The sequence below is a fragment of the Streptomyces sp. NPDC050418 genome, assembly GCF_044458745.1.
GTDB lineage: Bacteria > Actinomycetota > Actinomycetes > Streptomycetales > Streptomycetaceae > Streptomyces.
Genome location: NZ_JBITIG010000008.1, coordinates 351,252 through 375,316, shown reverse-complemented (window position 1 = coordinate 375,316; position 24,065 = coordinate 351,252). Strand labels below are relative to the sequence as shown.

Sequence of the window (24,065 nt, the reverse complement as noted above, 5' to 3'; positions counted from 1 at the left end):
CGAGCGGGACGGGACGAGCCGGACAGGACGCGTCAGACAGGACGAGGCCTCAGCTGCGGGCAGATTCCTTCACCGTGCAGGTGTCCGTGTCCGCCGGGCACCAGTGGGTGCGGCCGCCCACGAGGTGGAGTTCGAGGTCCGCGTCGCGCATGCCGTGGCGGTCGAGTGCGGTGCGCAGGGCCGCGGGGGCCGGCTGGGGCGGAAGGCCCAGGACGCCGATCACGATGATGCCGTTACGGGCCTCGACGGAGGCGATCTGCCAGTGGCCGGTCGCGGCCCAGGCCTCGGCGACCGGGCGGGCGTCGGCCACGAGGGAGCGGTCACGGGCCACCGTGACCGTGCCCGCGGTGAGGGGCACGGCGACAAGGAGCACGACGCCGAGGACCACGGCCAGGGTGCGGCCGCCGAACTGCCCGACGGTCAGCCCCGCTTCGGCCGCGGCCTCCCGCACTCCGTACACGAGGAAGACGATGGTGCCGGTGGCCACGATCGCGGCCACGTTGGTGGCGAAGAGCAGGGCCGACTGACCCGCGTCGTGGTAGCGGCGCACGGTGATCAGGAGGCCGGTCACCACCAGCGGAGGGACGAGCGAGATGGCGATGGCGACGCCCGGCAGGGTGTCCGAGATATCGGTGCGGACCAGGGCGAACGCGCCGACCGTGCCCGTCGCGAGGGCCGCGAACAGGTCGATCAGCCGGGGGCTGATCCTCGACGAGACCTGGCTGTTGGAGGCGAAGGCGTCCGGTGGCGAGACCACCCAGCCGAGCAGCATGCCGATGGCGACGACGGCACTCGCGCCGAGCAGGACCAGGAGCACGCTGCGCAGCACGTGGTCACGGTCGGCGAGGACCAGGGCCAGGGCACTGCCCAGGATCGGGGTCATGAGCGGGGCGACGATCATCGCGCCGATCACGGTGGCCGTGGAGTCGCCGATGACGCCGGCGCCGGCGATCACGGAGGCGAGCGTGAGCAGCGCCCAGAAGCGGGTGGAACTGGGGCTGCGCAGGGAGCGTTCGATGAACAGGGCCTCGGTCATCCGCCGTGCGGCGGCCGCGTCGACACGTGCCATGGGTCAGGCTCCGTCCGGCAGGGCGGCGGGCAGGCTGTCGCGCCGGGGCACGAGCTGGGCGGCGACCAGGGCCACGACGACCGCGACGACGATGACGGGCATCTGGTTGTGGGCGTCCTTGCCGAGCAGCAGCACCGTCAGGACCGAGCTGCTCAGCGGCAGTCCCGTCACGACCGCGCTGCCCGCGGCCATGCCGAGCGCGAGCGCGGGGGTGGTGCCGAGGCCGGGCAGGCCGGAGCAGGCGAGGCCCACGGCGCCGCCGAGCAGGATCGCCGGGAAGATCGGGCCGCCGCGCAGGCTGCCGAGGCAGAGCGTCCAGGCGAAGCCCTTGAAGAGGAACAGCAGCAGCAGCGCCACCACGGACCAGTTGTGCGGATCGGCGGCGAGGGCGCCGAGCGTGGCCTGGCCGGAGAGCGCGGCCTCTTCCGGGGAGCGGTCGGTGAGCAGCGCGTACAGGGCGATCAGGACGCCCGCGCCGAGCGCGCAGAGCACGATGCGCTGCGCGGTCCGGTGCGCCACCCAGCGCTCGACCGCGTAGCCGAGGCCGCGCAGGTACGCGACGGCCACACCGATGACGGCGGCGATCGGGATGCCCCACAGGAAGTCGCCCGCGTCGGGCGTCATGTCCGGCGGCACCTTCGGCAGGGACAGGGCGCCGATGGACAGGCCCGTCCAGTCGCCGAACCCGGTGAAGACGAGTGCGCCGGTGGCGCTGGCGATCAGGCAGGGCAGCAGGAGCATCACGAGGGCCGCGCCGCCGAGTCCGGCGCTCTCGACGACGAGGACGGCGGCGATGATCGGGCCGCCGAAGATGCTGGAGATCGCCGCGGTCGATCCGGCCGTGGCGAGCAGCATCGGGGCCTTGGCCGCGGCCGCGCCGCCCTGGGCGGCCTGCTGTTTCATCCCCTTCACGGCCAGCAGCGCGAGTCCGCCGCCGATCGCCATCAGGGGCGCCTCGGGGCCGAGGACGACACCGAGGGGCAGGGCGGCGAGCGCGGCGAGGACCACGCTGGGCAGATCGGCGGGGCCGAGCGGCGCGCCGCCGAGTCCGTGCACCGGGACGTGACCGCCGTGACCGCGCATGCGCGTGATGACCGGCGCGAGGATCAGTCCGGCGACGAGCAGTGCGGGCAGCGGCCACCACCAGGGTGCGCGGTCGTAGCCGAGGGCGTCGGGGAGTTTCTCCCAGACGGCGTGCTGGATCTCGTGGCTCGCGGTGAGGAACGCGAAGCAGGCGAGAGCGATCGGGACGCCGGTCAGGGCGCAGAGCAGCAGCAGCCGGAGGTAGCCCGGGCTGAGCAGGGTGCTGCGCAGCAGGGCCGGGCCGGTCTCCGGCGGGCTCTGTTCCCCAGTGGCGTTCAAGTCGTCGCTCCCGCCTGTCCGTTACGTGCGTGCCATGAGGGCCGGGGCTCTCGGGGCTCAGGCGAGGAACTTCTCCTTGGCCTTGACGAACTCCTCCTCGGTGAGCGCACCGCTCTCCTTGAGCTGCGCCAGCTTGGCCAGTTCGTCGGTACGGGACGGGCCCTGCCCGCCCTCGGAGCCGGCCGCCTCGCGTACGTAGTCCTTGAACGCGGCCTCCGCCTTCTTGGCCTGCGCCACGTCCCGTTCGCCCATGGAGCGGCCGCGGACGATCACGTAGACGAAGACGCCGAGGAACGGCAGCAGGATCGTGAAGATCAGCCAGCCCGCCTTGCCCCAGCCGCTGAGGTCGTCATCGCGCAGGACGTCGCCGATGATCTTGAAGAGCAGGAAGAACCAGAGCACCCAGAAGAACAGCAGGAGCATGGTCCAGAAGAGGCTGAGTATCGGGTAGTCGTAGGCGAGGGTCATCGCGTACTCCTTTGTGAGGGGCTTTCCGGGGTGGTGGTGTCGGGAGTGGCTTCGGTGGCCTCCTGGCCGGTGGGGCCGGCGGCCTCGGTGGGGCCGGTGGCCTCGGGGTGGTCGCGGGGTCCGGCCAGGAAGTCCACGACCGCGAGCGCGAACAGGAGCGCGAGCGCGAGGCCGACGACGACCCAGCCCGTGGGGTAGCTCCAGAGCACGTACGTGAGGACGGCGGCGGCGATGAGCACCCAGACGATCCACCGGCGGTGCGCGGCGGCCCAGGGCCCGACCGGCCCGAGCTTCAGGCCCGCGCGGTCGGCGGTGGAGCGGACGGCGCCGATGCCGGAGAACCAGAGGTTGCGTACGAGAGAAGCCCGGCGGCCCCGCCCGGTGAGCCAGGCCGCCAGGGCGACCACGACACCGAGCGCGATGACCATGCGGACGGTGGTACGCAGGAATCGCGTCAGCGTGTCGTAGACCGAGCCGGCCGCGCCCTGCGAGACGCCCGCCGGGAGCGCGTCGAGGTAGACGGGCCGGAAGACGGTCAGCGCGATGCCGAGCAGCCCCACCGCGACGGCCGTGCACAGGGCCGCGGTGACAACGGCCTTGCGGCGGTTGCGGGCGAGCAGGACGCCGCCCGCGATGAGCAGCAGGGCGAGCACCGGCAGCCAGTTGCCCACGAGCTGCAGCAGCCGGAAGCCCGTACGGGCCTTGGTGATGTCCTCGGACTTGGCGACCGCGAACTCGGTGTGGACCTCGGGGATCTTCTCCGCGAGCGTCAGACCGGAGTCGACGAGGCGCTCCTTGACCTGCTCGACCACCGGCGCGAGGTCGACGGTGACGGTGTTGTCGTCGAGCTTCACCAGACCGCCGCCGTCGCCGGTGAGGGCCTTGTTCATGGCGGCGTGCGCCTTGCGGTTCACCTCGGTCCACAGCGTCTCGAAGGCGCTGGAGTCGACGACGTCGCGCGCCTTGTCGTTGACGAAGCTGCGGACCGAGTCCTCCAGGGAGTCGCCGAGCCTGCCCAACGCCTTCTCCAGGAGCGGGCGTTCGTCGCTCGCGGCGGAGGTCAGCAGGTCGCCCAGGTCGATGTGGTCCATCGCGACGTCGGTGACACGGGCCGCGACGGCGTCCTGGACGTCCGGGTCGGAGGCCAGCGGCTGCACCGTGGACACATAGCGGTCGGTGTCGCCGATGACACCGGAGGCCCATGCGGCCACCACGCTCAGCGGAGCGAGCAGACAGCCGATGACGATGAGGACGGTCGCGAGCGCGGAGCGGCCGCGGCGCCGGGGGCGGCCGCTCCCCGTCGAGGCGGACTGTCCGGCCCGGGCCGCCTGTTCGGCCTCCAGCGCGGCGACGCGGGCGCGCAGGCGCTCGACCTCGTCCGAGGCACTCGTCTCGTCGGGCACGTCGCCCACCTCCCGGTTCCGTGACGCTCAGCGAAACCCGGGGCCAAGGCGGTGGCGATCCACGGAGGGCCGAACGGGTGACCCGGGGCCGGGCCCGCCCGTCAGCCATCCGGCCCAGTGCGTCACCCGGCCCGGCCAACCGGGACCCCTTTCCGCATGCGGACGGGCCGCTCTGCCCCTTGGCTCTAGGGGATGGAGCGCGGGCGCCAGGCGACCGAGGCGGACACGGTGCCGCCACCCCGGGCTTCGCTGGAGGCATACGGATGCGGACGCAGCGGAACGTGCGAAGGACCGTCGTCACAGCAGCCCCGGTCGTCGTGCTCGCCGTCCTCGCGGGCGGGGCGGCGCTCACCCTCCTGCCGAAGGACGGGGCGGGCGGCAAGGAGGGGACGAAACCCGTCGCGGGCGCGGGAGCCGCGGGAATCAAGGTGACCGTCAACGGCTCGACCGTGCAGGCCACCACCTCGGCCTGCTCCAAGGGCGGCCGCGCCTCCCTGATCGGCGGCGGCAACGGCAGCTTCGCGGGCGGCCAGCAGGCCATGCTCACCGGCGGCTCGGCCACCTGGAACGGGGTGAAGCCCGGCACCTACACGGTGGCGGTGGTGTGCAGTGGTGGTGACGCGGCGGGTTCGCAGCGGGTCACGATCTCCGGTTCCTCGGCGGCCACGCCCACGACCGCTCCCACGACACCCACCACCCGTCCGACGGGCACGGTCACCACGCCGACCCTCCGCCCGCAGCCCGTGTCACCGGTGGTCCCGCAGGGCCGGGTGTCGGCCGGGCTCGGCGGCGGCGCCCCGGAGCGCGTCGACACCTCGGTGCAGATCGCGGGCGGCGCGGCCTTCGCGCTCACGGCGGGCGCCGGCGGCGCGTTCCTGATCCGCCGCCGCAACCGGCGCGCGGCGGCCGCGGACCGGGTGGCGTAACCCCCACACCCATCCCACGCCGGCGCCAACTCCCGTATACAGCAGGCCACTTCAGCCAAGCGCAAGCACAAGGACAAGGACAAGGTGCAGCCCATGCCCGCCCCTCGTCGCCACCGCCTCCCCGGCATCAAGGCCCCGCTCGCCGGTACGACCGCGCTCGCGGTGCTGCTCGGGGCGTGGTTCGCGGCCGAGGGCGTACGGAACGCGGATGCCGTGGAGGCGCCGCCGAAGCTGTCCGTGCCGGCGCCGCAGCAGACGACGGCGGACGGGATTCCCGCGCTGCCGCCCTCCCGGCCGCTCGGGCTGCGGATCCCGGCGATCGGGGTGCAGACGAGCCTGGTCGGGCTGGGCGTCCGGCCCGACGGCTCGCTGGACGTCCCGTCCCCGCTGACGCCGGAGCTCGCGGGCTGGTACGAGCAGGGCACGATGCCAGGCGCGGCCGGCACGGCGCTCGCCGTCGGGCACTACGACTCCTCGAACGGGCCCGCGGTCTTCTACCAGCTGACCCAGCTCGGCCCTGGCCACACGATCGAGGTCGACCGCGCGGACGGCCGGGTCGCCGTGTTCACCGTGGACTCCGTCGAACTGCACGACGGCAACGCCTTCCCGGACTCCAAGGTGTACGGCACGACCGGCCGCCCCGAGCTGCGGCTCCTCACCTGCGGCGGCGCGTACCAGCCCGCCGCCCCCGGCATCACGGGCGGCTACCAGGCCAACACCGTCGTGTACGCGCACCTCACCGGAGTGCGCTGAGCGCCGCGGCCCCGGCTCAGCGCCCCTCGTACAACTCCTCGATCTCCTTGGCGAAGGCCGCCACCACCGCACCGCGCTTGACCTTCATCGACGGTGTGAGCAGCCCGTTCTCCTCGCTGAACTCGCCCTCGACCAGACGGAACGCACGGATCGACTCGGCGCGCGACACCGCTTCGTTCGCGTAGTCCACCGCCCGCTGCACATCCGCGATCATGCGCGGATCCTTGATGATCTCGGCGAGCGGGGTGTCCGCGGGCAGTTTGCGGACGGAGAGCCAGTGCGTCACCGCGTCCGGCTCGAGGGTGACCAGGGCGCCGACGAAGGGGCGGTTGTCGCCGACGACAAGGCACTGGCCGATCGGCGGGCGGCTGCGCAGCCGGTCCTCCAGGACCGCGGGCGCGACGTTCTTGCCGCCGCTGGTGACGATGATGTCCTTCTTGCGGCCGGTGATCCGCAGATAGCCGTCGTCGTCGAGGGCGCCGAGGTCGCCGGTCGCGAACCAGCCGTCGTCCAGGGCCTCCCCCGTGGCCTCGGCGTTGTTCCAGTACGCGCCGAAGACGATGCCGCCGCGGATCAGCACCTCGCCGTCGTCCGCGATCCGCACCGCGGTGCCGGGGACGGGCAGGCCGACCGTGCCGGGGCGGGGGCTGAGCGGGGGTGTGATGGTGGCGGCCGCGGTGGTCTCCGTGAGGCCGTAGCCCTCGTAGATGATGATGCCCGCCGCGTAGAAGAAGAGGTTGAGCCGGGCGTCGAGCGGGGAGCCGCCGCTGATCGCGTAGCGCAGCCGGCCGCCGAGCTCCTTGCGGATACGGCGGTAGACGAGCAGGTCGTAGAGGCCCCAGGCGAGATACGTGCCGAGGGTGGGGCCCTTTCCGGTCTCCAGGAACCTGCGCAGATACGCCTCGCCGAAGCGCACCCCGATCCGGTCCGCGCGCTCGAACGAGGCGCCGCGGCCGATCTTCTCGGCGGTCGCGCGGCCCGTGTCGTGGATCTTCTCGAAGAGGTACGGGACGCCGACGATGAACGTCGGCCGGTACGAGCGGAGTTCGGGCCGCAGTTCGTCGGGCTTGATGCTCGGGCAGTGCGCGATCTCGATCCGGGCGAGAAGGCAGGCGATCTGGATCGCGCGGCCGAGGATGTGCGCGAGGGGCAGGAAGAGGAGCGTGGAGGCGACCTGGCCGGTGACCTCCTTGAACACGGGGTGCAGCAGCTCGACCGTGTTCGCGGCCTCGGCGTGGAGGTTGCCGTGGGTGAGGACGCAGCCCTTGGGACGGCCGGTGGTGCCCGAGGTGTAGCAGACCGTGGCGATGGTGTCGGGCGTGAGGGCGGCGCGGCGCTTGTCGACCTCCTCGTCGGCCATGTCCCCGCCCAGCGTGGCCAGTTCGACGACGGCGCCGGCGTCCAGCTCGAAGAGGCGCGCCTGCGACTCGTTGACGACCGAGCGCACGGTGGCGGTGTTCTCGGCCGTCTCGGTGATCACGAAGCGGGCGCCGGAGTCCGCGACGATCCAGGCGATCTGGTCGGCGGACGAGGTCGCGTAGATGGGGACGCTCTGGCCGCCGGCCGCCCAGATCGCGAAGTCGAGCACGGCCCATTCGTAGCGCGTACGGGACATCAGGGCGACGCGGCCGCCGGGTTCGAGGCCCGCGGCGATCAACCCCTTGGCCGCGGCGGTGACTTCGCGGGCGAAGGCCTCGGCGGTCACCGGGCGCCACTGGTCGCCGTCCTTGCGGCGGACGACGACGGCGCGCGGGTCGTCCTGCGCGTTGACGAAGGGGATGTCGGCGACGGAGCCGCCGGACCGCTCGTCGACCAGGGCCGGTGTGCGCACCTCGCGTACCACTCCGTCCTCGCGGAGGAGCTCGGTGCGGGTCCTGGCCGCGAGATCGGTGCGCTGCTTCGCCCGCTTCAGGTCCTTGCGTACGCCCATGGTCGGCTCCGTGGTCCGCAGTGTTGGAGGGGGGTGCTCACGGTGGTGCCCGGTGGTGCCAAGTTCTTTACGCATGAGTCAACTTACCGGCGCGTAATGAGAAATCAATGCCCCCGACAGGGCAGTTCACGTGCACCCGTCAGGCCCACACCCCGGCGCGCCCGCACGGCGCCGGGCCCGTGCCGGGTGAGGGTCGGGACATGGCCACGACGTACGCACCCTCCCCCACCGCGGAGTTCACCGAGGACGACGCCCCCACGCGACGGTGGCTGCGGCCCGCGCTGGTCGCGCTGCCCGCGCTGGTGATCCTCGTCGCCGGGTACCAGCGGCGCTGGATGTCCGACGACGCGCTCATCTATGTCCGTACGGTCCGCCAGATCCTCGCGGGCAACGGCCCGGTCTTCAATCCCGGCGAACGCGCCGAGGCCTCCACCGGCACGCTCTGGCAGTGGCTGCTCGCGGCCGCGGGCAGCACGGGCCTCGACCTCACCTCGGCCGCGGTGTACGGCGGCCTCCTCCTGACCGCCGCCGGTTTCGCGCTCGCCGCACTCGGCTGCCTTGCGCTGTACGGGAGTCACGGCTCGCCGTCCGTCCTGCCGCTCGGCGCGCCGCTGCTGCTCGCCCTGCCTCCCGTCTGGGACTTCGCGACCTCCGGCCTGGAGACGGGCCTCGCCACCTGCTGGCTCGCGGGCGGCTGGCTGCTCCTTGTGACACGGCCCGCGTCGGTCTGGACGGCCGTCGCGCTCGGGCTCGGGCCGCTGGTCCGGCCGGATCTGGGCCTTGTGTCGGCCGTCTTCCTCGGGGCGCAGTGGCTGCTCGTGCGGCCCTCGAAGAAGCGCGCGGCGGCCGGGCTCGGCGCGGCGCTCGCGCTGCCCCTCGCGTACGAGATCTTCCGCGCGGGCTACTACGGGCACCTCGTCCCGCTGCCCGCCGTCACCAAGGAGGCCTCGCAGAGCCTGTGGGCGCGCGGATTCGCCTACGTCGGGGACTTCGCCGGACCGTATCTGCTGTGGGTACCGGTGCTGTTCGTGCTCGCGGCGGCGGTGCCCCTGCACGCGCGGACGCGGGCACGCGTGCGGACGCGGACGCAGGTGCCGCTCGTACCGGTCCTCGCCCCCGTCGTCGCCGGCGCGCTGTGCTGGGCGTATGTCATCAAGGTGGGCGGGGACTTCATGCACGCGCGGATGCTGCTGCCCGGCCTCTTCCTGATGCTGCTCCCGGTGTTCCTCGCGCCCGCGAGCCGCGCGACGGCGCTCGCGTCGGTGGGAGTCGCGGTGTGGGCGGCGCTGTGCGCCGGGGCGCTGCGGATCGACTACGAGGGGCGGGTCGGCCCGGGCGGGATCGCCGACGAGCGCGGGGTGTACGTGGCGCAGAACGCCGATCCGCACCCGCTGCACCACACCTTCGCGGGCGCGCCCTGGCACGCGCGGTACGGCGAGGCGGCACGCACCGCCGTACCGCCCGCGCTGCTGCTCGGGCGCAGTTCACCGCTCCCGGGCGGGAGTCCGTCCGTCACCGGCGTCTATCCGGTGCTCGGGCACAACGGCACCTCGGTCCCGCTGGACGGCGCCGCGCTGGACCCGATCGGTCTCGCCTATCCCCTGGCGGCGCACTCGGAGCGGGTGTCGGGCGGGCGGGTCGGTCACGACAAGCGGCTGCCGGACGCGTGGATCATCGCGGACCGGGGCGCGGCCGAACTGCCGCGCGGAACCGACCCCTTGGCGGTCGCCTCCGCCCGCCGCGCGCTGCGGTGCGGAGCCCTCGCCGAGCTGCGGGAGGCCACCCACGCCCCGCTCACGGTCGGGCGCTTCGTCGCCAATCTGACGGGTTCGGTCGAGCGCACGACGTTCCGCTTTCCCACGGATCCGGCCGTGGCGGAACGGGAGTTGTGCGGCGGAAGGTAGGACGAGCCGAGTCCGCGGCCGTTCCCGGTGAACCCTTCCGCCCTTCTGGACGTCCTACCGGGCCCGGGGCGGATCGCCGCCCCGGGCCCCGGGCTGCCAGGATGGTCCGGACCGTTGTTCACCCCCGGGCCGGGCCCGGGGCTCTCAGGGGGAACCTCATCGTGACCGCGCTCGTGCTGCTTGCCATCCTCGGCGTCGCCGTCCTCGGCTGTGTCTGCGTCGTCTGGGCCGCGCGGGGCGGGCCGCGGTGGGTGCGCGGGGTGGCCTCGGCGACGCTGACCGCCGGCGAGGTCGTGCGGCGGGCGCAGCGCGGTGACCGGCGGACGGGGCCCGGGCCGCAGGACAACCTGTAGCCGCGCCGCGGTTGGACCGAGGGCCCGTACCGCCCGGTGGTCCTTACAGCTCGCCCTCCGGTTCACCGTCGTCCGAGCCCTCGTCCGGCGGCGTCTCCAGGCCGAGCAGCCTGCAGGCCTGGCCGAGCGCCGTTGCCAGCTCACGTACGGCCCCGTCACCGGTCGACGACGCCAACTGGCCCGCCACCGCACGCAGCTTGGGGAGCGACGGTGCGCCCGGGAGCGTCCCGGACGGATCCGCGGTCCGTGAGCCCTCGCCGCCCTCACTGCACACGGTGTCCGACTCGCACGGCCGGTAGCCCGACGCGGCCCGCAGCCCGTCCGCGAAGTACCCGGCCACGGCCGCGACTTGGAGCGGCTTCGGCGTGCCGTTGCCCCACAGCGGCCCGCTCAGGGCCGACGCCTCGACCTGCTCGGACTCCTCGTGCGGCGCCCGGCTGCCGGGGTCGAGCCAGCGCACGCTTGCCGTGGCGACATGTCCGCCGGCGGCGCCGTCGCGCAGCTTCACCGCGTACAGGGCCGTCACCGTGTGACCGGGGCCGACCTCGCCGCCGTCGACGCTGTCGTCGCGGAAGTCCTCGTCGGCGACCTTGCGGTTCTCGTAGCCGATCAGCTTGAACTGCTTGACCGTCTCCGGGTCGAACGCGACCTGCGCCTTGGCGTCGCGGGCACGCAGTTCGATGTGGGCGGGCAGCTGCTCACAGAAGACCTTCTCGGCCTCGCCGATGTCGGAGACGTACGTGGTGTGGCCGTCGCCCTTGTTGGTGAGCCGCTCCATGAACGCATCGCCGTACTCGCTGCCGACGCCCACCCCGAACAGGGTGATCCCGTGGTCCTCGCGCTCGTCCTCGATGCGGTCGAGGATCGCGTCCGCGTCGGTCTCGCCGGTGTTGGCGAGCGCGTCGGAGAGCAGCACGACGCGGTTGGTGGAGCCGCGGACCTTGCCGTCGACGGCGGTGTCGTAGCCCTCCTGGACCCCGGCCGAGACGTTGGTGGAGTCGGTGGGCCGCAGCCCGTCGATCACGTCGTGGATCCGGTCCTCGTTGCCGCCGATCCGGGTCATCTCCAGGACCGTCTCGGCCTCGCTGCTGAACGTCACGATCGCCACGCGGTCGTCGGAACGCAGCCGGTCCGTCATCAGGCCGAGCGACGTCCGTACGAGGTCGAGGCGGCCCGCCTCGGACATGGAGCCGGAGATGTCCACGACGAAGGTGAGCGCGGCCGGGGGCCTGCGCTCCTCGTCGCTGCCGCGGGTGGCGAGGCCGACCCGCATGAGGGACCAGTTCTTCTCGTGGGTGCGGGCGCCGTCGACCGTCACCGAGAAGCCGTCGCCGTCGGGCCGTTCGTAGTCCTGGCGGAAGCTGTTGACGAATTCCTCGGGCCGGATGTCCGCCGGATCGGGCATCCGCCCTTCCTTGAGCGAGCGGCGGGCGTAGCCGTACGAGGCCGTGTCCACGTCGAGCGCGAACGTCGAGAGGTAGTCGGGCTTCTCGGGCGCGATGCCCTTCTGCGCCTCGTCCTGCTGCGCGCCCTCGGTGCCCTGCGGCTGATCAGGTGCGGGCATGGGCGCGCTGTCCTGTTTTCCGCCGCCCTCCCGGGAATGCTTTGCGCCGTCGCTGCTGTCGCCCCCTCCGCAGCCGGTGGCGAGCATCGCCCCGGCGAGCACCAGGGCGACGGCCCCGGTCCTGGCCCGTACTCCTGTCCGTACGCGTCCCATTGAGTACCCCCTTGTCAATGTCATGTGACTGTGACGCAGGGGGTGCGCGGAACGTGCGGCCCGGGGGATTGCGGAAGAGTTGCGATGCGGCAACGTCGGTCGCGGGCCGATAACGAAGATCGCGGGGCGGTCACGGGGCGGGGACGGCGGGGTCACCGCAGTCGCGGAACCATAACGTCCGGGCGGGGTGGGGCAGTTGGGGCCGCGGGGTCGGAGCGTCGGTACGCCCCGCCCGGCGGCCGCTGCCTCAGGACACGATGTCCTTGCGCGAGAACGCCCGGAACGCCAGCGCGAACAGCACCACGCCGTACGTGACCGAGACCGCCGCGCCCTGCAGCATCCCGCCCCACTCCAGCTTCGGCTGCAGCGCGTCGATCCACGCGAACTGCCAGTGCGCGGGCAGCACATCGCGCCAGTCGCCGAGCGCGGTCACCGCGTCGAGGACGTTGCCCACGATGGTCAGGCCCACCGCGCCGCCGACCGCGCCGAGCGGCGCGTCCGTCTTCACGGAGAGCCAGAACGCGAGCCCCGCGGTGACAAGTTGGGACAGGAACACATAGACGGTGACGATGAGCAGCCGCCCGGCCGCGTCCCCCGCCCCGAGCCCGCCGCCGGTCGGCAGCTGCAGCGGTCCCCAGCCGTACGCGGCCGTGCCCACGACCAGGGCGACCAGCGGCAGCAGCACCATGGCCGCCGCGCTGAACGCCAGTGCCACGGCGAGCTTGCTCCACAGCAGCCGGGCGCGCGGCACGGGCGCCGCGAGCAGATAGCGCAGCGAGGACCAGCTGGCCTCGGAGGCCACGGTGTCGCCGTGGAACAGCGCGACGGGCACCACGAGCAGGAAACCGGCGGAGACGAACAGACAGGTCGCCGCGAAGTTCGCGCCCGACTCGGTGGCCGTCTGCATCAGGGTCGGGCCGCGGTCGCCGTCCCCGTCGGGGGTGCCGCCGATCGCGAAGGCCGCGACGAGAATGAACGGCAGGACCGAGAGGATCCCGGCCATCACCAGCGTGCGGCGCCGCTTGAGCTGGCGCAGCGCCTCGACGCGGAAGGGCAGGGTGCGCCCGGGCCGGTAGCCGGGGGCGGCCTCGGCCGCTTCGGCCGCCGCGGTGCGGGGCGTGTCCGTCTTCGTGCTCACGCCGAGCCTCCGATCAGGTTCAGGAAGGCGTCCTCGAGGCGGCGGTGCGGGCCGACCCCGGTCACCGGCACTTCGAGGCGCAGCAGTTCGGCGAGGAGCTCCGGCACGCTCGCGCCGTCGAGCCGTACGAGCAGACCGCCCTCGGTGAGGACCGCGGAGCCGATGCCCGGCAGCGCGTCGATCTTCTCGGCGAGCGCCTCGCTGACCGGCTCACCGGTGGCCACGAGCAGCGTCTCGCCCGAGCCGACGATCTCGCCGACGGGCCCGGCCTGCACGAGCCGCCCGCGGTCCATCACGACCAGATGCGTGCAGGACTGCTCGACCTCGGCGAGGAGATGGCTGGAGACGATGACGGTGCGACCGCCCGCCGCGTACCGGATCATCACCTCGCGCATCTCGCGGATCTGTGGCGGGTCGAGCCCGTTGGTCGGCTCGTCGAGGATCAGCAGATCCGGCAGGCCGAGCATGGCCTGGGCGATGGCGAGGCGCTGGCGCATGCCCTGTGAGTACGTGCGCACGGCGCGGGCAAGGGCGTCGCCGAGGCCGGCGATCTCCAGCGCCTCGTCGAGGTGGGCGTCCTTGGCCGGGCGGCCGGTCGCCGCCCAGTACAGCTCCAGGTTCTCCCGGCCGCTGAGGTGCGGCAGGAATCCGGCGCCCTCGACGAACGCGCCGACCCGGGAGAGGACCGGAGCGCCGGGGCGGATGGCGTGCCCGAAGACCCGGATCTCGCCGCCGTCGGGGGTGATGAGGCCCATGAGCATGCGCAGGGTGGTGGTCTTGCCCGCGCCGTTGGGTCCGAGGAGACCGAGCACCTGGCCCTTCTCGACGCGGAAGCTCAGGTCCCGTACGGAATACCGCTCCGACTTGCCGTACTTCTTGCTGAGGTCCGTGATCTGCAGCGGTACTTCGGCGAGCGCGGGGTCCGCGGGCGGTGCGGCCGCGCGGCGGCGGGCGGACCACAGCAGTCCGGCCGCGAGCGCCGCGCCGAGCAGCGGCAGCATCCACACCCATGCGGGCAGCGCGGCCGCCTCGGTCTTCACACCGGGGGCCGTGGGCACGGTGAGGTCGCCGAGCAGCGTCACCTTGTACGTGGCCGGGTCGACCGGGGAGGCATAGCCGAGGTCGGTCGAGGAGAGGGCGAGGCGCAGCTTGTGGCCGGACTGCACCTCGTAGTCGATCGCGGGCAGGGTGAGGTCGACCTCGCGGCCGTCCTTCGCGTCACTCACCCGCAGCGGAGCGACGAGCTGCGAGGGCAGCACCTGCTGCTGCCCGTCGGGCCCGACGTCGTAGACCTTCGCGAAGAGCACGGCCTCGCCGCTGTCGGACTGCACGCGGACGCGCGCGGTGGGCGAGCCGGTGACGCGCAGGTCCTCGGTGAGCGGCTTCGAGTCGAAGCTCGCGAACTGGCCGGGGAAGTCGAGCGAGAGCCCGCCGAGCCCGAGCGACGAGAGCTGGCTCAGGCCGCCGCCGAGGCCGGGCACGGTGGAGACCGCGGGCGGGCTCGAACCGGCCGGGTTCGTCAGGGACTTGGTGCCCTTCGCGAGGGGGACGGCCTTCGGTCCGGAGTCCAGGCCCGGGTACTGCCCGTCGGTGGCGCCGCGCAGCTGGGCCCGTCCGTCGGTGGAGTCCACTCCCCCGGTGCGGGTGACGCGGAACGCGGGGCCGGTGTCGGCGCCCTCGTTCTCCTTCAGATAGCGGTCGAACCAGGCGCCGACGCGGGCCTGGGCCCGTCCGGTCTCCATGTCGCCGCCGTCGTGGCCGCCGGCGATCCAGTCGACGGCGACCGGTCCTCCGTTGTCCCCTATGGCCTTGGCCATCGCATCGGCCTGGCCGAGCGGGAAGAGCGAGTCGGTCTGGCCCTGCAGGATCAGCGTCGGCACATCGATCTTGTCGCCGACCGCGGACGGGCTGCGCATCGCGAGCAGCTTCTCGGCCTCGGCGTCCGGCTTCCCGGCGACCGCGACGCGCTGGTACATCTCGCAGACGGTCGGCTCGAAGCGCTCGCAGCCGCCGCCGGTGGAGAGGAAGATCCCCGCCCAGAGCTTCTTGAAGACGCCGTCGGGGAACAGCGCGTCCGCCAGGTTCCAGTACGTGATCATCGGTGCGATGGCGTCCACGCGCCGGTCATGGCCCGCCGAGAGCAGCGACACCGCGCCGCCGTACGAGGCGCCGGTGACGCCCACCCGCGGGTCGCCCTTCTTGTCGAGCTGGACCTCGGGGCGCTCCGCCAGCCAGTCGATCAGGCGCGAGACGTCGCCGACCTCGGTCTGCGGATTGTTCAGACCGATCTTGCCGGTGGACTTGCCGAAGCCGCGCGCGGACCAGGTCAGGACCGCATAGCCGTCGCGCGCGAGGCGCTCGGCCTGCTCCCGTACATCGTTCTTGCTGCCGCCGAAGCCATGGCCGATGAGGACGGCGGGCCGCTTCTCGCTCTTGTCGCCCGCCGTGAAGTACGAGGTGTCGATCCGCGCCCCGTTCGTGGCGATCACCCGGTCGCTGCGGTGCACGGCCGGGTCGTCGTCGGCGGCCACGGCCGTCCACGTGCCGGCGCCCACGAGCACCGCGAGCGCGGCGCCCGCGGCGGCGAGCCGGCGGGGGCGTGACCACGCGCGGGCACGCGTGAGCCGGGGCAGTCGAAGATCCATGCCTACGAGCGTAAGCGGCCTGTGTGACAACCGCGGCCCCCGCCGGACGGAATCGGATGGCCTCCCCGGGACGTAGACGGCGTGGCCGGTGTACCGCAGACGCAGTACGTGGCCGTCCATCGGAAACAGGCCGCGTAAAGCGCACCTTACTCAGGGCATTACGGACAATCCGGAATGGGAGCGGTACCACTTCTGATGGACCGTCAAAAGCTGCCTTGGGCACCTTTCACATGTCATTGACATCTCAGGCACCTGGCGCCCTAATGCGGTCACCGCACCGAGCCGCACCACAGCACCCGTTGCGCATGATGCGCAACGACAAACGAACAGGACAGACGAACACAGAGAACCGGCCACCCTTTCCCGCGCCAACAGGTCAAGGGTGGCCGGTCTGTCGGCACAGGAGTGCCGGTCCCAATGTAGGCGCATCACCCCGCGGACCGACACCTCCTGTGATCGCGTACGGCCTCAACTCCCGTACGCGTAACTGGATATCTCGATCCAAGGGGGCACCAAATAGTGAGAACCACCCGTAGACGAAGTCTGGCCTGCGTGGGAGCGCTGGCCCTGGCCGTGGGGGCGGGAGTCGTCGGGCTCGCGGCCCCGGCGAGCGCCGTGACGGGCACCGCGACGGCGTCGATGCACTGCACGCTGCCGGCGGGCTCCCCGGCGCCCAACCCGCGGGACATGAACTCCACGTACACCGTGGAGGTGCCGGACGAGGTGCAGCCCGGCGATGTGATCCCGGCCGGTGCGATCAAGGTGACGCCCTCGGCGACCGGTGTGACGGTGCCGCTCGCGCTCACCCTGACGATGACACCCTCGGTCACGTTCGAACTGGACAACGCGGGGATCGCGGACGGCACCACCGTCACGGTCACCGGTGACGTCCAGGCCTCGCAGGACGTCCCGGCGAACGGCGAGCCGGTGATCGAGCCCTGGACGAACAACGCCCCGGTCACCGTCCCGGCGAGCGCGACGCCCGGTGCGATCGACTGGCTGGTCCACTCGTCCAAGACGATCACCACCATCACCAACCCGCCGCTCGGCAACCAGGAGACGGTCTGCACGGCGAACGCCCCGATGGTCAAGGTCGTGACGAACCAGATCCCCGTCCCGACCGTCCCCACCACGACCAAGCTGACCCCGAACAACGGCGGTCCCGGCACGGCCGTCACGGCGACGGGTGTCAACTTCGCGCCCGGTCCGGTGACCTGCACCGCCTCGCTGGCCGGCGTCGACACGGACACCGGTACGGGCACAGCGGACGCCGCGGGCAACGCGACCTGTGCGCTGACCGTGACCACCAAGGCGGACAGCATCCGCATCGGTGACACTCCGGGCAAGGCCTTCGTCTGGGTCACCCCCATCGAAGGCGTGCCGCACCCCGTCGACATCGAGGTGCTGCCCGGCGCCCTGGCGATCGGTCCCGCGGGCGGTCTGCCGACCCTCGACATGGGCTCGATCACCATCAACGGAAAGTCCCAGACGGTGACCGGCACGTTCAACGCGGCCGCCGTGCAGGACTTCCGCGGTGGCAGCCTCGGCTGGGACGTGACCGTCACGAGGACCCCGTTCCTCAACACGGACACGGGCCACGCGATGAACACCGCGGCGCTGACCATCGCGCCGACCTGCACCGTGACCAACCCGGACAGCCCGAGCGCCTGCGCGGTCGGTGCAGCCGGGGCGATCACGGACACGCCCAAGCAGGTCGCCTCCCAGGCGCCCGGTGGTGAGGAGCTCACCGGTGGCGAGTTCGCGGTCGGCGGCGGAGCCTCGCTGAAGCTCCCGCCGTTCATGTTCGCGGACGCCTACCAGTCGGTCGTCACGTTCTCGATGGCGTAACCGACGGCACAACGGTGCAGGGTGCGCCCCGGCTCGCTGGTCTCAGGGCGCACCCTGCACCACCTTCCGTCCGCCCCCTCGTACCGCACGCTTGGAGCAGGCATGCCCAGACCGTACGCGTTGATCGTGGCCGCAGTCGCCGGCCTGCTCCTGGTCCTGAGCGGGCCGCCGCCCGCCGCGCAGGCCGCGGACAACGGCACCTGGGCGGTGTTCCCGACCCCGCCCGAGGGCAGCGACAAGCGCAGCCGTGAGTACTTCGCGCACTCCGCGGACCCCGGCGGTGTGATCGAGGACAGCGTGACCATCGCGAACACCTCGGAGAAGGACCTCACCTTCCGGGTCTTCGCGACCGACGCGATGAACACCCCGCAGGGCGGCGCGTTCGCGCTGCTGCCCGTGGAGCGCGAGCCGAAGGACGTCGGCACGTGGATCGAACTCGGTGCCAAGGACAGGGCACGCGACGCGACGATCACGGTCGGCGCGAAACAGCGGGTGGACATCCCGTTCCGTCTGAAGGTCCCCGCGAACGCCTCGCCCGGTGACCACGTCGGCGGCATCGTGGCGCTCAACACCAAGGTGGAGTCCGTCCGCAAGAAGGACAAGGTCCAGGTGGGCGTGCAGCGTTCGGTGGGCGCGCGGATGTATCTGCGCGTCAACGGGCCCGCGGCACCGGACCTGGCCGTCGAGTCCGTGACCGTCGGCCGCAGCGCGCCGCTGCTCCCGTGGACCGCCGACGCCAAGGCCACGGTCCGTTACGTCCTGGTCAACCGCGGCAACGTCCGGCTGCGCCCGACCGTCCAGCTCTCCGCCGAGGGCCTCTTCGGACGCGACGTCCTCACTCAGCGACCCCGCGCACTGAAGCTCGAACTGCTCCCCGGGCAGCGCGTCGAGTTCACCGAACGCTGGGCGGACGCGCCCCAGTTGGACTGGGTGGACCTGAAGGTGACGGCGGGCGCATTCGACGAACCGAAGGTGGCGCGCACGACCGCCGAGACCTCCTTCGTCGCCGTCCCCTGGCAGGCGCTCCTCGGCCTCGTCGGCCTGCTCCTGCTCGTGTGGGGCGGGCGCCGCATCCGCCGCAGAGGCGGGCTGCGCGCCATGGTGCGCCGGATCCGGCGGCGTAAATCCGCTGCGTCCTCAGCGGACTCCCGTGATACCGATGAGGAATGGACATCCGCCGCGCCATCGACCCTGACCAGGTGAGGGCCGCCGCCCACCTCTTCGACGGACCGCCGCGCGAGGACGCCACCCGGAGCTTCCTCGCGGCCGCCGGCCACCACATGTTCCTCGCGTACGAGGACGGCGGGCCGGTCGGCTTCATCACCGGCATCGAGATCCACCACCCCGACAAGGGGGTGGAGATGTGCCTGTACGAACTGGGCGTGGACGCCCCGTACCGCCGCCGGGGCATCGCGACGGCCCTCATCGCCGAACTGGCCGCGCTGGCCCGGGAGTCGGGCTGTTACGACATGTGGGTCCCGGTCGACACGGACAACGAGGGTGCGCTGGCCACCTACCGGGCGACCGGGGCGAAGGACGACGGGGTGTGCGCGGTGCTGCTGTGGGAGTTCGGCCGGTAGGCGCGGGGCCGCTCGCCGCGGACGGCATCCGGCTCAGAACGTACGCAGCAGCAGCATCCCGCCGAGCGCGAGCATCGTCACCGCGACCACTCCGTCGAGCACCCGCCACGCGGTGGGCCGGGCCAGCACTCCGCTGAGCAGCTTCGCCCCGTAGCCGAGCGCCGTGAACCACACGAGGCTGCCCAGCATCGCGCCGATCCCGAACACCCAGCGCAGATCGCCGCGCTGCGCGGAGACCGAGCCGAGGAGCAGCACCGTGTCCAGGTAGACGTGCGGGTTGAGCCAGGTCAGCGCCAGACAGGTGAGCACCGCGGCCCGCACGGACCGGGTACCGGCCCCCTTCGTCTGCAGTCCCTCCCCCTCGGCCGCCGGACGCAGCACGCGACGCCCTGCCATGGCCCCGTACGCGAGCAGGAACGCGCCTCCCGCGAGGCCGACCACCGTCATCGCCGCGGGCCAAGCGGTGACCACGGCGCCCAGTCCCGCCACGCCGAGCGCGATCAGGACGGCGTCGGAGGCGGCGCAGATCGCCACGACCGGGAGCACGGCCTGGCCGCGTACGCCCTGGCGCAGCACGAAGGCGTTCTGTGCGCCGATGGCGACGATCAGGGAGAGGCCGGTACCGAAGCCCGCGGCGACGGCCGGAAGGAGTCCACTGCTGTTCATGGCTTCGACGCTAGGGGTCTTGACGTCATCAGTACAGCTACAGTTTCTTAGGTACCTTCAGCGATGCTAATGATCGCGTGTGGCCGGCGAGGGAACGGAAGCGTCCATGGAACTGCCCCACGACCTGGTCCGCACCCTTCTCGCCGCCGTCGACGAGGGCACCTTCGACGCCGCCGCCGCGTCCCTGCATCTGACCCCGTCCGCCGTGAGCCAGCGCATCAAGGCGCTCGAACAGCGCACCGGACGCGTCCTGTTGATGCGTACGAAGCCGATCCGGCCCACCGAGTCGGGCGAGGTGGTGGTGCGTTTCGCCCGGCAGCTCGCCGCCCTCGAACAGGCCGCGCAACTGGACCTCGGGCTCGCCGACGACACCGAGGCCGACGGCCCGCGGGCGGCGGCCCGGCTGACCGTCGTGGTGAACGCCGACTCGCTCGCCACCTGGTTCCTGACCGCCCTGACCCGGGTGCCGCAGGACCCGCCGGTCTGCTTCGAGCTGCTGCGCGAGGACGAGGGCCACTCGGCGACACTGCTGCGCGAGGGCCGCGTGATGGCGGCCGTGACCTCCTCGGCGGAACCCGTGGCGGGCTGCACGGTGCGGCCGCTCGGGCTCGCGCGCTATCTGCCGGTCGCCACACCTGAGTTCGTACGGCGGTGGCTGAGCCCGGGCCCGCCGAGCCGCCGGCTGCCGCATGCGCCGGTCGTCGTGTACGACCGGCGCGACGAGCTCCAGGACCGCTTCGTGCGCACCCTGACGCGGGGCCGCACGGGCGCGGGACCGCTGCGGCACCATGTCCCCACCTCCGAGGGCTTCCGCGACGCGGTCGCCGCGGGTCTCGGCTGGGGTCTGGTCCCGGACATGCAGGCGGCGCCGCTGCTCGATGCGGGAACGCTCGTCGAACTGGTGCCGGGCAAGCATCTCGACGTACCCCTGTACTGGCAGCAGTGGAAGCTGGACACCCCGTCCCTCGCCGCCGTGGCCGAGGCGGTCGCGGCGGCATCGCGGGAGCTGCTGCACAGCCGCGGTGGAGGCGGCCGCGGCTGAGCTTCCCGCGGCAGCGACGCCGCAGTTACGTTGCAGGCCCCTCTCCCGACCCGACCCGCTCGGCCCATTCCGCCGCCGCCCCCGCGGGCAGCCGTCCGTGGACCACCTCCACGCGGTGCACGATGCGTGGCGCCGAGATCCCCGTCGCGGCCACTCCGTCGAGCCGGGCGACCAGCGCTTCGGGCAGCAGCGCGAGGCCGTGCCCGGCGGCGATCAGCGCGCCGAGCGTGAGCACGTCCGTGCCCTCGTAGGTCATCCGGGCCCGGAATCCGTCGGAGCCCGCCGCCACCCGCAGGCGGGACAGTTCCACGCCCGTGTCGGGGGCATCGATCCAGTGCGCCTCGGCCAGGTCGGCGAGGCGCACCGAGCGGCGGCGGGCCAAGGGGTGGCCGAGCGGCAGGGCGACGGCGAGCGGGCCCTCGGTCACCCGCCGCGTGGTGAGCGGGCCCAGGTCCGCGAGCGCGAGGGGGTCGCTCGGGGCGGCCGCCCCGTCCACCAGCGCGAGGTCGACGTCCCCCGCGGTCACGGCCCGCAGCGCCTCCTTCCGGCCGAGCACCCTGAGCCGCGGAGCCCGTCCGGGCAACGGCACGGAGAGCAGCGCCGGGCGCGCGAGCGGCGTGCAGGCGAGCGAAATCCCTTGCGCGGGCGCCTCGTTGAGGCGGGCCAGGTCGGCGCGGGCGGCGTCGAGGCGCAGCAGCAGCGGGCGGGCGTGCTCCATCAGCCGGGCCCCGGCCGCGGTCGGCGCGACGGGCCTGCGGGTGAGCAGCGGGGCGCCGAGGTCGGCTTCCAGGGCGGCGATGTGCTGCGAGACGGCCGACTGCGTATAGCCGAGCGAGCCCGCCGCGGCCGAGAAGGAGGCCTCGTCGACGACGGCCACGAAGGTGCGCAGGAGATGAGGGTCCACGGCGACCAGTGTGCATCACGATCGCTGATGCACTCTCCAGTAATCATCGTTGGACCTGATGCACAGGGCCGGTCCAGGATGACGCCATGACCACGACTCACGAGAACACCCGGGCCCGTATCGCCCTCGTCGCCGACCGCTCCCCCAACGTCCGCTCGCACACCCGGATCTCGGGGATCCTCGCCGCGCTGCGCGAGCGCGATCACCTCGATCTGGAGGCGTACTGGATCCCGACCGAGGAGGCGGCCGCCGAGGGTGTGGAGGGTTTCGACGGAATCTGGGTGCTGCCCGGCAGCCCCTACCGCAGCGAGGCGGGCGCGGTACGGGCCGTGCGCACGGCGCGCGAGCAGGGCATCCCGTTCCTCGGCACCTGCGGCGGATTCCAGCACACGCTCCTGGAGTTCGCGCGCGACGTCTGCGGCCTGCCGGACATGGCGCACGCCGAGAACGACCCCGAGGCGCGGGAGCATCTGATCGTGCCGCTCGCCTGCTCCCTGGTCGGGCACGAGGGCGCGATCCACGTGCGGCCGGGCACGCTGCTCCAGGAACTCCTGGGCGCCGAGACCTCGTTCGAGCGCTACCACTGCTCGTACGCCCTGCGCGAGGAGTACGTGGACACGCTGACGGCCCACGGTCTGCGTTTCAGCGGTACGGACGAGGCGGGCGACGTCCGGGTCGTCGAGCTTCCGGACCACCCGTTCTTCCTGGCCTCGCTGTTCCAGCCGGAACTGGCGGGCGACGGCACCCGCGCGCACCCGGTGATCCAGGGCTTCGCCGCGGCGGCGGTGAGGGCCGCCGCCGCGACGAAGAGCCTGGTGTGACCGAAGGCGTCAACCGGACGCGTCAGTGGTTCCTGGGGAAGCCCAGGTCCACGCCGGACGGCGCCTCGGACGGGTCCGGCCAGCGGGTCGTGACGACCTTGCCGCGGGTGTAGAAGTGCGTGCCGTCGTTGCCGTAGATGTGGTGGTCGCCGAAGAGCGAGTCCTTCCAGCCGCCGAAGCTGTGGTAGCCGACGGGCACCGGGATCGGCACGTTGACGCCGACCATGCCGGCCTCGACCTCCAGCTGGAAGCGGCGGGCCGCGCCGCCGTCCCGGGTGAAGATCGCGGTGCCGTTGCCGAACGGCGAGGCGTTGATGAGGGCCAGGCCCTCCTCGTACGTCTCGGCGCGCAGCACGCAGAGCACCGGGCCGAAGATCTCGTCCTTGTACGCGTCGGCGGTGACCGGGACACGGTCGAGGAGCGAGAGGCCGATCCAGTGGCCGTTCTCGTGGCCCTCGACCGTGTAGCCGGTGCCGTCGAGGACGACTTCGCTGCCCTGCGCCTCGGCGCCGTGCACGTACGAGGCGACCTTGTCGCGGTGGGCGGCGGTGATGAGCGGGCCCATCTCGGACGTCGGGTCGTCGCCCGGGCCGATCTTGATCTTCTCGGCGCGCTCGCGGATCTTCGCGACCAGCTCGTCACCGGTCGAACCGACCGCGACGACCGCGGAGATCGCCATGCAGCGCTCGCCCGCCGAGCCGTAGGCGGCCGAGACGGCGGCGTCGGCGGCCGCGTCGAGGTCGGCGTCGGGCAGCACCAGCATGTGGTTCTTGGCGCCGCCGAGCGCCTGGACGCGCTTGCCGTTCGCGGAGGCGGTGGTGTGGATGTAGCGGGCGATCGGGGTCGAGCCGACGAAGGAGACGGCGGCGACGTCCGGGTGCTCCAGGAGGCGGTCGACGGCGACCTTGTCACCGTGCACGACGTTGAAGACACCGTCGGGCAGCCCGGCCTCGGCGAGCAGCTCGGCGATCTTCAGCGACGCGGACGGGTCCTTCTCCGAAGGCTTCAGCACGAAGGTGTTGCCGCAGGCGATGGCCAGCGGGAACATCCACATCGGCACCATGGCCGGGAAGTTGAACGGCGTGATGCCCGCGACCACCCCGAGCGGCTGGCGGATCGAGGCGACGTCCACACGGCTCGACACCGACGTGGACAGCTCGCCCTTGAGCTGGACCGTGATGCCGCACGCGAGGTCCACGATCTCCAGACCGCGGGCGACCTCGCCGAGCGCGTCCGAGTGCACCTTGCCGTGCTCGGCGGTGATCAGCTCGGCGATCGCGTCACGGTTGGCGTCGAGCAGCGCACGGAACTTGAACAGGATCGTGGTGCGCTGGGCGAGCGAGGACAGGCCCCACGTCTGCCAGGCCTCCTTGGCCGCGGCGACGGCCGCGTCCACCTCCTCCACGGAGGCGAAGTCGACCTGCGTGGTCACGGCGCCGGTCGCCGGGTCGGTGACCGGCCCGGAGCGGCCCGAGGCACCCTCGACGGTCTTGCCACCGATCCAGTGGTGCACGGTCTTCGTCATGGCGTACTCCT

20 protein-coding genes are annotated in these 24,065 nt (G+C 72.6%); 9 read left to right on the top strand and 11 right to left on the bottom strand.

The window, feature by feature from the left end:
- Window positions 1-49 precede the first annotated feature (49 nt).
- The 4 genes from ACIBI4_RS21830 to ACIBI4_RS21815 are packed head-to-tail and all read right to left on the bottom strand — an operon-like array spanning window position 50 to window position 4,302.
- Window positions 50-1,069: a TIGR00341 family protein gene (locus ACIBI4_RS21830; RefSeq protein WP_399205621.1), complete on the bottom strand. Its 1,020-nt coding sequence runs from the start codon at window positions 1,067-1,069 to the stop codon at window positions 50-52.
- A 3-nt stretch (window positions 1,070-1,072) separates the two neighbouring features.
- Entirely contained in the window at window positions 1,073-2,431 is a 1,359-nt protein-coding gene (locus ACIBI4_RS21825; RefSeq protein ID WP_399205620.1) for a chloride channel protein, read from the bottom strand.
- Between the two features lie 57 nt (window positions 2,432-2,488).
- Window positions 2,489-2,899, bottom strand: coding sequence for an SHOCT domain-containing protein (locus ACIBI4_RS21820; RefSeq protein ID WP_399205619.1), 411 nt, complete (start codon window positions 2,897-2,899; stop codon window positions 2,489-2,491).
- Window positions 2,896-4,302, bottom strand: a complete 1,407-nt coding sequence (locus tag ACIBI4_RS21815) for a hypothetical protein (RefSeq protein WP_399205618.1) — start codon at window positions 4,300-4,302, stop codon at window positions 2,896-2,898. Before ACIBI4_RS21815 ends, ACIBI4_RS21820 begins: the two co-directional genes overlap by 4 nt.
- Window positions 4,303-4,565: 263 nt before the next feature.
- Here ACIBI4_RS21815 and ACIBI4_RS21810 point away from each other — a divergent pair, with 263 nt between their 5' ends.
- Window positions 4,566-5,228 (top strand): hypothetical protein, encoded by a 663-nt coding sequence (locus tag ACIBI4_RS21810; RefSeq protein ID WP_399205617.1) that lies wholly within the window; start codon window positions 4,566-4,568, stop codon window positions 5,226-5,228.
- 93 nt (window positions 5,229-5,321) lie between these two features.
- Window positions 5,322-5,981 carry a class F sortase gene (locus ACIBI4_RS21805; RefSeq protein WP_399205616.1) on the top strand — a complete coding sequence of 220 codons (660 nt, stop codon included), beginning with the start codon at window positions 5,322-5,324 and terminating at the stop codon, window positions 5,979-5,981.
- Between the two features lie 16 nt (window positions 5,982-5,997).
- Here the strand turns inward: ACIBI4_RS21805 and ACIBI4_RS21800 are convergent, their stop codons facing one another.
- Window positions 5,998-7,911, bottom strand: a complete 1,914-nt coding sequence (locus tag ACIBI4_RS21800; RefSeq protein WP_399205615.1) for an AMP-dependent synthetase/ligase — start codon at window positions 7,909-7,911, stop codon at window positions 5,998-6,000.
- A 200-nt stretch (window positions 7,912-8,111) separates the two neighbouring features.
- Between ACIBI4_RS21800 and ACIBI4_RS21795 the strand changes: the two genes are divergently transcribed.
- Window positions 8,112-9,815, top strand: coding sequence for a hypothetical protein (locus ACIBI4_RS21795; protein WP_399205614.1), 1,704 nt, complete (start codon window positions 8,112-8,114; stop codon window positions 9,813-9,815).
- Between the two features lie 161 nt (window positions 9,816-9,976).
- Window positions 9,977-10,168, top strand: coding sequence for a hypothetical protein (locus ACIBI4_RS21790; protein ID WP_399205613.1), 192 nt, complete (start codon window positions 9,977-9,979; stop codon window positions 10,166-10,168).
- A 43-nt stretch (window positions 10,169-10,211) separates the two neighbouring features.
- Here ACIBI4_RS21790 and ACIBI4_RS21785 read toward each other — a convergent pair whose 3' ends face one another.
- The 3 genes from ACIBI4_RS21785 to ACIBI4_RS21775 all read right to left on the bottom strand — a co-directional run bounded on the left by ACIBI4_RS21785 (window position 10,212) and on the right by ACIBI4_RS21775 (window position 15,668).
- Window positions 10,212-11,885, bottom strand: a complete 1,674-nt coding sequence (locus tag ACIBI4_RS21785) for a von Willebrand factor type A domain-containing protein (protein ID WP_399205612.1) — start codon at window positions 11,883-11,885, stop codon at window positions 10,212-10,214.
- Between the two features lie 247 nt (window positions 11,886-12,132).
- On the bottom strand, window positions 12,133-13,023 hold the full coding sequence (locus tag ACIBI4_RS21780; RefSeq protein WP_399205611.1) for an ABC transporter permease: 891 nt from the start codon (window positions 13,021-13,023) through the stop codon (window positions 12,133-12,135).
- The gene (locus ACIBI4_RS21775; protein ID WP_399205610.1) at window positions 13,020-15,668 is read right to left on the bottom strand and encodes an alpha/beta fold hydrolase; all 2,649 of its coding nucleotides are present in this window, start codon (window positions 15,666-15,668) and stop codon (window positions 13,020-13,022) included. Before ACIBI4_RS21775 ends, ACIBI4_RS21780 begins: the two co-directional genes overlap by 4 nt.
- Window positions 15,669-16,220: 552 nt before the next feature.
- On the opposite strand from ACIBI4_RS21775, the gene ACIBI4_RS21770 reads away from it, so the two are divergent.
- The 3 genes from ACIBI4_RS21770 (at window position 16,221) to ACIBI4_RS21760 (ending at window position 19,096) form a co-directional block, all read left to right on the top strand.
- Window positions 16,221-17,516 (top strand): hypothetical protein, encoded by a 1,296-nt coding sequence (locus ACIBI4_RS21770; protein WP_399205609.1) that lies wholly within the window; start codon window positions 16,221-16,223, stop codon window positions 17,514-17,516.
- Window positions 17,517-17,618: 102 nt separating this feature from the next.
- Window positions 17,619-18,719, top strand: coding sequence for a WxL protein peptidoglycan domain-containing protein (locus ACIBI4_RS21765; protein WP_399205608.1), 1,101 nt, complete (start codon window positions 17,619-17,621; stop codon window positions 18,717-18,719).
- The gene (locus ACIBI4_RS21760; protein WP_399205607.1) at window positions 18,683-19,096 is read left to right on the top strand and encodes a GNAT family N-acetyltransferase; all 414 of its coding nucleotides are present in this window, start codon (window positions 18,683-18,685) and stop codon (window positions 19,094-19,096) included. The genes ACIBI4_RS21765 and ACIBI4_RS21760 overlap by 37 nt, the downstream gene beginning before the upstream one ends.
- A gap of 33 nt (window positions 19,097-19,129) precedes the next feature.
- Here the strand turns inward: ACIBI4_RS21760 and ACIBI4_RS21755 are convergent, their stop codons facing one another.
- Window positions 19,130-19,762, bottom strand: coding sequence for a LysE/ArgO family amino acid transporter (locus ACIBI4_RS21755; RefSeq protein ID WP_399205606.1), 633 nt, complete (start codon window positions 19,760-19,762; stop codon window positions 19,130-19,132).
- A 106-nt stretch (window positions 19,763-19,868) separates the two neighbouring features.
- On the opposite strand from ACIBI4_RS21755, the gene ACIBI4_RS21750 reads away from it, so the two are divergent.
- Window positions 19,869-20,804: a LysR family transcriptional regulator ArgP gene (locus ACIBI4_RS21750; protein ID WP_399205605.1), complete on the top strand. Its 936-nt coding sequence runs from the start codon at window positions 19,869-19,871 to the stop codon at window positions 20,802-20,804.
- A gap of 25 nt (window positions 20,805-20,829) precedes the next feature.
- Here the strand turns inward: ACIBI4_RS21750 and ACIBI4_RS21745 are convergent, their stop codons facing one another.
- Entirely contained in the window at window positions 20,830-21,708 is an 879-nt protein-coding gene (locus ACIBI4_RS21745; protein WP_399205604.1) for a LysR family transcriptional regulator, read from the bottom strand.
- Window positions 21,709-21,794: 86 nt separating this feature from the next.
- Here ACIBI4_RS21745 and ACIBI4_RS21740 point away from each other — a divergent pair, with 86 nt between their 5' ends.
- Window positions 21,795-22,529, top strand: coding sequence for a gamma-glutamyl-gamma-aminobutyrate hydrolase family protein (locus tag ACIBI4_RS21740; protein ID WP_399205602.1), 735 nt, complete (start codon window positions 21,795-21,797; stop codon window positions 22,527-22,529).
- Between the two features lie 22 nt (window positions 22,530-22,551).
- On the opposite strand, the gene mmsA is transcribed toward ACIBI4_RS21740, so the two are convergent.
- A complete protein-coding gene (gene mmsA, locus ACIBI4_RS21735) occupies window positions 22,552-24,054 on the bottom strand; it encodes a CoA-acylating methylmalonate-semialdehyde dehydrogenase (RefSeq protein WP_399205601.1) in 1,503 nt (500 codons plus the stop codon).
- Window positions 24,055-24,065 lie beyond the last annotated feature (11 nt).